Annotated in this window: 1 protein-coding gene; it reads left to right on the forward strand. The window is 32.0% G+C overall.

Going from position 1 to position 462, the window contains the following annotated elements; all coding sequences use genetic code 11:
* Positions 1-104: 104 nt before the first annotated feature.
* On the forward strand, positions 105-462 hold a 358-nt coding region (locus KDK95_RS38900), incomplete at its 3' end, for a response regulator (RefSeq protein WP_212522644.1).

Genomic DNA, 462 nt, shown 5'->3' on the forward strand with positions numbered 1-462 from the left:
GTGTAAAGTAATGTAAAAAATGTGTAAAGATAATGTGTAGGATGTTATTTTTATAAATAGTTCGGTTATAATGTAAATATAATTATAAGTTAGGGAGGCATACCATGTCGCAAAAAGTGTTGGTAGTAGATGACGAACATTCAATCGTAACATTACTTAAATATAACTTAGAAACAGCTGGTTATGAAGTTGTTGTCGCATTTGATGGTGATGAGGCTTTAGAAAAGGTAGAAAATGAACAGCCAGATTTAATTATTTTAGATGTTATGCTACCTAAAAAAGATGGCATTGACGTATGTAAGACTGTAAGAACAAATAAAAATTTAGTCCCTATATTAATGTTAACGGCGAAAAATGATGAATTTGATCGGGTATTAGGTTTAGAATTAGGTGCCGATGACTATATGACTAAGCCTTTTTCACCTAGAGAAGTTGTTGCCCGTGTGAAAGCCATTTTAAGAC

The organism is Actinospica acidithermotolerans, assembly GCF_018139625.1.
In the GTDB taxonomy this organism is placed as follows: Bacteria; Actinomycetota; Actinomycetes; order Streptomycetales; family Catenulisporaceae; genus Actinospica; species Actinospica acidithermotolerans.